Source organism: Frankia sp. CeCAU1 (genome assembly GCF_977971845.1).
In genome coordinates, this window is the sequence record NZ_CDWWXA010000030.1 from 33,638 (window position 1) to 41,102 (window position 7,465).

Below are 7,465 nucleotides of genomic sequence, written 5' to 3' on the forward strand. Positions count from 1 at the left end.
TCGCGGGCAGACGCGGCCGTGCTGGTCGCCCGCCTGCTGGCCCGGCAGCCACCGCGGCGCATCCAACGGATGCTGCGGCTGGTCGGCCGGGGTGCCCGCCCGGCGACCTACACCGAGGCCAGCCGCGCCCGGACGGTCGTGACCAGGACGAGCTGGGCGTGCACCGGCCCAGAGGGGTGCCTGCCGCGGTCCATCGCCACGACGCTGCTGTGCCGGCTCGACGGCAGCGTTCCCACCTGGTGCGTCGGCGTGCGGGTGGTGCCGCCGTTCGGCGCGCATGCCTGGGTCGTCGCCGAAGGCCGTGACGTCGACGAGCCCTACCCGGAGGGCTATCACCGCCGCCTGCTGAGTGTGAAGCCTGCTGGCCACAGCCCACGGCGGCGGCTAGGACGGCCGGACGCAGGTCTCGGACGGCAGCCGGCCGACACCGCCGGAGCGCCCCGGTGAGCGGGACGATGGTCGGGGCGGCGGGCGAGGCGGCGGGCGAGGCGGGCCGCACCGCCGGCGCCTGCGGGGCGCCACCGTTCCCGATGGCTCGTGCGTGTCCCTACCACCCGCCGCCGGGCTACCGGGACCTGCGGGCCGCCGGGCCTCTCGCGAAGGTCACGCTCATCGGCGACCGCCCCGCGTGGGTGGTGACCGGACACGGGGACGCCCGCGCGCTGTTCGCCGACCCCCGGCTGTCCGCCGACCGCGCCGACCCGAACTACCCGGAGCTGACCGGCCGACGGGCGAGCGCGGAGGCGATCCGGGCGGTGCGGACGTTCGTCGAGATGGACCAGCCGGAGCACACCGCACACCGGCGGCTGGTGGTCTCGAGCTTCAGCGTGCGCCGCGTCCACGCCCTGCGGCCGCGTCTCCAGGGCGCCGTCGACCTGCTGGTCGACCGGTTGCTGGCTGCCGGGCCACCTACCGACCTCGTCGACCGGTTCGCCCTCGACGTCGCAGCGTTCCTGCTCTGCGAGCTGTTCGCGGTGCCGCCCGACGACCGCGACGCCTTCCGGGACCGCCTGGCTCGACCGGACGGAGCAGGGCTTCCGGAGCTCGCCGGCTACCTGGGGGGGCTCCTGCGCGGCCGGGAAAGCGGTCCAGGCCAGGACGCGCTCAGCCGGCTGGCGAGCGCGTACGCGGGCGGACACGGAGGCGCGGGCGCCAGCGAGGCGGCACACCGGCAGGCGGTCAACACGGCCATGATGCTGGTGGTCGCCGGCAGCGAGACCATGACGAACACGATCGCGTCCGGCATGCTGACGCTGCTGGACCATCCCGACCAGGCTGCCGCCCTGCGCGCTGGCCCGGCCGCCATCCCGGGCGCGGTCGAGGAGCTCCTACGCTATCTGTCCGTCGCCGACACCATCCCCCGGGTGGCCGTCGCTGACATTGGGATCGGCGGCCGCCTGATCCGGGCGGGCGACGGCGTCGTCCTCGCTACGGCCGCCGCGAACCGCGACCCGGCCGCGTTCGCCGACCCCGACGCCTTCGACGTGCGCCGCGATCCGCGCAACCACCTCGCGTTCGGCTTCGGCGTGCACCGGTGCCTCGGCCAGAACCTCGCCCGGGCCGCTCTCCAGACCGCGTTCGCCACGGTGCTCCGCCGCGTTCCGACCCTGCGCCTGGCCGTTCCCGCCGAGCAGATTCCGATCAAGAGCGCCGTGGGGCTGCAGGGCGTCACCGCGCTGCCGGTCACCTGGTGACGGCGCCCGCGGCCTGGCTGGTGCGACCGCTCGCGATGATCCGCTTCGCCATCGCACGAACGGGTTCTCCGACACCCGGGCTACTACGCTCGATCGTAGTCCATCGACCGTCGGGATGCGGGCTGAGATGACCATCTACGCCTATGTGGCCAGCATCCGAACTGGGCAGGTGCTGGTGGTCGACCCGCTCGCGGGTGTCGTGAGCGGGTCCATCGGAGTCGGTGTGCTCCCCTTCGGGGTGGCGGTGGCTCCCGACGGCAGCCGCGTCTACGTCACCAACTTCGGTGGGAACGACGTGTCCGTCGTCGACACGGCCACCGGGGCCGTCACCGCCACCATCCCGGTCGGCACGAGCCCCGCAAACGTCGCCGTCAGCCCCGATGGACGGCGGGCCTACGTGACGAACTTCGGCAGCCACGACGTATCCGTCATCGACACGGCCACCGGGGCCGTCACCGCCACCATCCCGGTCGGCACGAGCCCCGCAAACGTCGCCGTCAGCCCCGATGGACGGCGGGCCTACGTGACGAACTTCGGCAGCCACGACGTATCCGTCATCGACACGGCCACGCACACCGGAGCCATGCACACCGTCATCGACACAATCAGCGTCGGGGCCGGCGCCAACGGCATCGCAGTCGCGCCCGACGGCCGGCGAATCTATGTGACCAGCACGGGCGGCGACCCGGGCGAGGTGTCGATGATCGAGACGTCGACCGGCACCGTGACCGCGAAAATCGGCGTCGGACCCGGCCCTTTCGGGGCAGCCCTGGCACCGGACGGGACGCGCCTTTACGTGACCAACTATTACGGCCACACGGTCTCGGTGATTCACGCGGCTCTCGACACGGTTGTCGCAGCTTTCCCCGTCGGCGCCCGCCCGGAGAACGTTGCGGTGGCGCCGGACGGCAGTGTCGCGTGCATAACGAACCAGGCCAGTTGTGACGTATCCGTGGTCGACCTCGCCGATTGCGTCGTCGTGACGGCGATCCCGCTCGCCGGCACGCCGGGCGGCATCGCCGTCACGAGCGCCCCGGTCACCGGCTGACGCCCCAGTCACCGGCTGACCGCCGTCGTGAGAGTGATCGTCGTGCCGATGGCCCCCGAACCCGGGGCGGTTCACGGTAGTGCCACGACCTGTGTCCACAGGTCCTCGGTGTTGCGGATCTTCGCCAGGGCCTTCCCCGCGCCGGACGAGGAGGACACCGCTCCTTCCTACCCGTCCTTCAACAGGTAAAGCTTCTGCCCACACGCGAGCGGAAGGAGCCGGACGGCCCACGTTCGCCTGCCATCTTTCTCTGCCGCGCGGACATTAGACTCTTTCAAGGAAATTGTGCCTGTGGTTCAGTGAACCTGGCGGACGGGTACCAGTGAGCCACGGCAACAAACATGGTCAACGACCTCCGGTCGGTCCTCTCCTGCGAAAGCGAGACCTCTGATGAGTATCTACGACACTATCGGCGGCGCGACGGCCGTGCAGGCCGCGGTCGACGATTTCTACGTCCGGGTGACGGCCGATCCCGTTCTTGCACCCCTCTTTGCCAACCGGGACCTGCCCCGTCTCAAGGAACACCAGCGAGCGTTCATCGCCGCGGTGATCGGTGGTCCCGAGGTCTACCGGGGCCGGGACATGGCCGCGGTACATGCCACGCTCGGCCTCACCGACTCCCACTTCGACGCGGTGGTGGACCATCTGCTCGCGGCGTTGACCGGCCTCGGTGTCCCGACGGAAACCACCGGCCAGATCGGCGCGGCCCTCGCCCCGCTGCGTTCCGACGTCGTCACGGTATCGAAGTAGTAATACCTCACGTCATACACGACCTTGCGCGGTCAGGCTAGTGAAGCCGCAGCCGGCTCGAACGAGAGAAACCGGGCGGGGCACAGTTGCAAATGCGAACCGCCCGGGTTTAACATGGACGCCACCATGTGAGAGATGGAGGTCGACGCCAATCGCCGTCGGCGACGGGGATGCTGTGGACAAGGATGGCACGGACGTCGTTGGTGGTGAACGAGCCGTCCCGGCGGCTTCCTTTCTCGGGTAGCGGGTGCGGTCGAGCCAGCGGTAGCTGTCCGCGTCGACGAAGCAGCAAACCACGCGGACGGATTCGACGCCGAGACAGGTGCTGACCTCGTCCTCGACGAGGTCGCTGCTGGTCAGCCGTGCGAGGGGGAGGGCGTTCTTCGGCGTCGGGATCACCGCCTGCTCGGCGAGGCTGTAGCCGGCGTGGTGAGGCAGTGCTTCGGGGTGGGTCCCCTGCCGGCCCCGTGCCCGGTGTGCCTAGCCGTTTCGGCTGGTATGGGGGGCATGTTAACGTCGGCTCGGCTACGGTGGGTTCGGTGCGCCGGGAAGTCTGGTCGGCAACGTGTGACCCGACCCCTTGGTGAGGAGCGCCGCCGTGGGCCAAGTTCCGTCTCGCCGGTTCAGCCTGTTCGACCGCAGGTCGTGGCCCGAGGCTCGCCGGATCGCCGAGATCCTACGCAGGGAGGCCATCGGTGGCGGGCTGCTGCTCGCCGCGACGGTCCTGGCCTTGGGCTGGGCGAACTCGCCGTGGTCAGAGTCGTACCAGTCAATGCTGTCCTACCAGCTCGGCCCGTCCTGGGCGCACCTGGACCTCACCCTGGCTCAGTGGGCCGCCGACGGCCTGCTAGCGATCTTCTTCTTCGTTGCCGGGCTGGAACTCAAACGCGAGTTCATCGCCGGAGACCTCCGCGACCCTCGGCGGGCCGCTGTCCCGGTCCTGGCCGCCTGCGGGGGTGTCGCCGTCCCGGCCGTGCTGTACGCGCTGGTCAACGTCGGCGGTGACGCCTCAGCGGGCTGGGCGATCCCGACCGCCACCGACATCGCCTTCGCGCTGGCGGTGCTGGCGGTCATTGGCCGGCACCTGCCGTCCGGTCTGCGGACCTTCCTGCTCACCCTCGCGGTCGTCGATGACCTGCTCGCCATCGTCATCATCGCCGTCGTCTACACCCGCCACCTGTCGATCCTCCCGTTGCTGGGCGCGCTGGTGCCGCTGGCGTTGTTCACTCTGCTGGTCCAGCGCCGGGTGCGCTCGTGGTGGCTCCTCCTGCCCTTGGCCGCCGCGACCTGGACGCTGGTCCACGCCTCCGGCGTGCACGCCACCGTGGCTGGCGTGCTGCTGGGGTTTGCCGTGCCGGTGCTCCGCAGTACCCGTGCCGGCGGCCCGGAGACGGGACCGGGGCTGGCCGAGCACTTCGAGCACCGCTGGCGGCCCCTGTCGGCCGGGGTGGCGGTGCCGGTCTTCGCGTTCTTCTCCGCCGGAGTCACCGTCGATGGCCTGAGCGGACTGAGCGCGGCGCTGAGCGATCGGGCGGCCATCGGTGTCGTGCTCGGTCTCGTCGTCGGCAAGCCTCTGGGGATCATGGCCGCTACCTTCCTGGTAGCACGCTTCACTCGCGCCACCCTCGACGACGGGTTGACCTGGACCGACGTTCTCGGGCTCGCGGTCTTGGCCGGTATCGGATTCACCGTCTCCCTGCTCATCGGTGAACTGGCTTTCGGGAGCGGTAGCGCACGTGATGACCATGTCAAGATCGCTGTCCTGACGGGTTCCCTGCTCGCAGCCCTGCTCGCCGCCGTCGTGCTACGTCTGCGCAATCGCGTCTACCGCCGGCTCCAGGAAGCAGAGACCGCCGACCGCGACCACGACGGCATCCCCGACGTCTACCAAGACCTGCACCGGTCCTCCCCACGCCCGTGGGGGTGATCCGGTCCGGTCGGTCCGCTCGTGCAGCACCATCAAGTCCACCCCACGCCCGTGGGTGTTCCGCCCTCGGCAATCGAACAGCTGACGCACAGGTAACACACAGGCCCGACTCCCACCCTCATAGTCACGGGGCTCCTTCCGGAGCGCCGGCAGGGTAGGAGGACACCGGCCATGGCCACACGTGAGCAGGGAATCCGACGGGTAGGCCCCGTCACCGCCGGACTGGCAGCCGTCGCGGCCGCCGGAGCCATCGGCTTCGGCGTGCTGGCCCATGAGCATTCCGCATCCGCGGCCACCTGGGCCTCGACGACGGACGACAGCTCGGTGACCTCGGGTAACGAATCCACCTCGTCGTCGACCTCCGACAGCGCGTCCTCGTCCGGCGGCTGGTCGGGCGGGACCACGGTGGGGAGCGCCGACGGTCCCACGCACGCGTCGACCGGTGGTTCCTGAGATGCCCGGCGCGGCAGCGGCGGTCGAGTGGTCGGTGTGGAGCACGACCGCCCGGCTCGTGGTGACCGAGCCCGGCGCACTGGCCGCCGCCCGGGAGATCGTCGTGGACCATCTCGCGGCCGTTGACGAGGTCGCCAGTCGTTTCCGGGACGACGCGGAGATCAACCAGCTCGATCACGCCGATGGGACGCCGCAACGGATCAGCCCGCTGCTGGCGGACCTCGTCGGTGCGGCGCTCCTCGCGGCCCGGCGCACCGACGGGGACGTGGACCCGACCGTCGGCGGACCGCTCTCCGCTCTCGGCTACGACCGGGACATCACGTTGCTGCCGTCGGACGGCCGGCGGCTGCGGGTAGTGCACCGGCCGGCGCCGGGCTGGCAGCGGATCCGGCTGACCGGGAACACAATGACGCTGCCGGACGACGTGCGGCTCGACCTCGGAGCGACGGCGAAGGCGCAGGCCGCCGACCGCTGCGCCGCTCTGGTCGCCGAACGGCTCGGCACCGGCGTGCTGGTCAGCCTCGGCGGGGATGTCGCCACCGCCGGGAACGCGCCGGAGGGCGGCTGGCGCATTCGGGTCCAGGACCGCCCGGGCGAGCCCGCCTGCACCATCACCCTGGCCGCCGGGAGCGCCGTCGCGACGTCCAGCACCCTCGGGCGGCGGTGGTGGCGCGGCGGGCGGCTCCTGCACCACATCCTGGATCCGCGCACCTGCCAGCCCGCGCCGGTGGTCTGGCGGACCGCCACCGTGGCGGCCGCGAGCTGCCTCGACGCGAACACGGCGAGCACCGCCGCGATCGTCCGTGGTTCCGCGGCGGTGGGCTGGCTGCGCCGGATCGGGATGCCGGCACGGCTCGTCGCCACGGACGGCTCGATCGTCACGACCGCTGGCTGGCCCGCCCCGAGCCGGGCCAAGGTGGCCGGGGCCGGAGTAGCCGGGGCCGGAGTAGCCGGGGTCCGGGTAGACCGGGCCGAGACGGCTCCGCCCGCCGAGGATGGAACCCGAGTCGCGTCCGCTGGATCGGCGACACGGCCGAGAGGTTCCGGCCGATGAGCACCGAAGCCCTCTGGTACGCCGCCCGGGGCACGGGCACCACGTGCCTGCTGCTGCTCACCCTGACGGTCGTCCTCGGCATCGTGGCCCGCTCGGGTCTCGGCCTCGCGGGTCTGCCCGGTTTCGCGATCGGCGCCGTGCACCGCGGCGCGAGCCTGCTCGCGGTCGTGCTCCTCGCCATGCACATCGGCACGCTGCTGCTCGACCCGTACGCGAAGCTCGGCATTGCGGATGTGGTCCTGCCGTTCGGCGCCGGCTACCGACCGCTGTGGGTCGGGCTCGGCACCGTCGCAGCCGACCTTCTCATCGCCGTGGTCGTGACCAGTCTGCTCCGCCGGCGCCTCGGCGTGCGCGTCTGGCGGGCAGTGCACTGGGCCGCCTACGGCGCCTGGCCACTCGCCCTCGCGCACGGCCTGGGCTCGGGCACCGACGCCGGCACGCCGTGGCTGCGAGCCGTCGCGATGGCCTGCGCGCTCGCCGTCGCCGGATCCGCGGCCTGGCGCTGTTCCCCCTCCTTCAGGATCCTCCCCCGCCCGCAC

Annotated in this window: 8 protein-coding genes; all 8 read left to right on the forward strand. The window is 71.6% G+C overall.

The features are described 5' to 3' along the window. Nucleotides 1–447, forward strand: a 447-nt coding sequence (locus AC08OO_RS08115) for a lasso peptide biosynthesis B2 protein (protein ID WP_476618380.1), incomplete at its 5' end; no start/stop codon positions are given. Beyond that, nucleotides 444–1,694, forward strand: coding sequence for a cytochrome P450 (locus AC08OO_RS08120; protein ID WP_476609404.1), 1,251 nt, complete (start codon nt 444–446; stop codon nt 1,692–1,694). The genes AC08OO_RS08115 and AC08OO_RS08120, both read left to right, overlap by 4 nt. Nucleotides 1,695–1,821: 127 nt before the next feature. Further along, nucleotides 1,822–2,742 (forward strand): YVTN family beta-propeller repeat protein, encoded by a 921-nt coding sequence (locus AC08OO_RS08125; protein ID WP_476609405.1) that lies wholly within the window; start codon nt 1,822–1,824, stop codon nt 2,740–2,742. 390 nt (nt 2,743–3,132) lie between these two features. Further along, nucleotides 3,133–3,492: a group I truncated hemoglobin gene (locus tag AC08OO_RS08130; RefSeq protein ID WP_476609406.1), complete on the forward strand. Its 360-nt coding sequence runs from the start codon at nt 3,133–3,135 to the stop codon at nt 3,490–3,492. 598 nt (nt 3,493–4,090) lie between these two features. Beyond that, entirely contained in the window at nt 4,091–5,419 is a 1,329-nt protein-coding gene (nhaA, locus tag AC08OO_RS08135) for a Na+/H+ antiporter NhaA (RefSeq protein ID WP_476609407.1), read from the forward strand. 171 nt (nt 5,420–5,590) lie between these two features. Then, the gene (locus AC08OO_RS08140) at nt 5,591–5,872 is read left to right on the forward strand and encodes a hypothetical protein (RefSeq protein ID WP_476609408.1); all 282 of its coding nucleotides are present in this window, start codon (nt 5,591–5,593) and stop codon (nt 5,870–5,872) included. Nucleotide 5,873: 1 nt separating this feature from the next. Further along, complete coding sequence (locus tag AC08OO_RS08145; protein ID WP_476618381.1) at nt 5,874–6,926, forward strand: FAD:protein FMN transferase; 1,053 nt, start codon at nt 5,874–5,876, stop codon at nt 6,924–6,926. Continuing rightward, nucleotides 6,923–7,465: ferric reductase-like transmembrane domain-containing protein (locus AC08OO_RS08150; protein ID WP_476618382.1), on the forward strand; the 543-nt coding region annotated here is incomplete at its 3' end. The genes AC08OO_RS08145 and AC08OO_RS08150, both read left to right, overlap by 4 nt.

Bases quoted from the DNA above. Each gene is read 5' to 3' on its own strand.
- AC08OO_RS08140 (WP_476609408.1), top strand. From the start codon at position 5,591: ATGGCCACACGTGAGCAGGGAATCCGACGGGTAGGCCCCGTCACCGCC.
- AC08OO_RS08125 (WP_476609405.1), top strand. From the start codon at position 1,822: ATGACCATCTACGCCTATGTGGCCAGCATCCGAACTGGGCAGGTGCTG.
- AC08OO_RS08130 (WP_476609406.1), top strand. From the start codon at position 3,133: ATGAGTATCTACGACACTATCGGCGGCGCGACGGCCGTGCAGGCCGCG.
- AC08OO_RS08145 (WP_476618381.1), top strand. From the start codon at position 5,874: ATGCCCGGCGCGGCAGCGGCGGTCGAGTGGTCGGTGTGGAGCACGACC.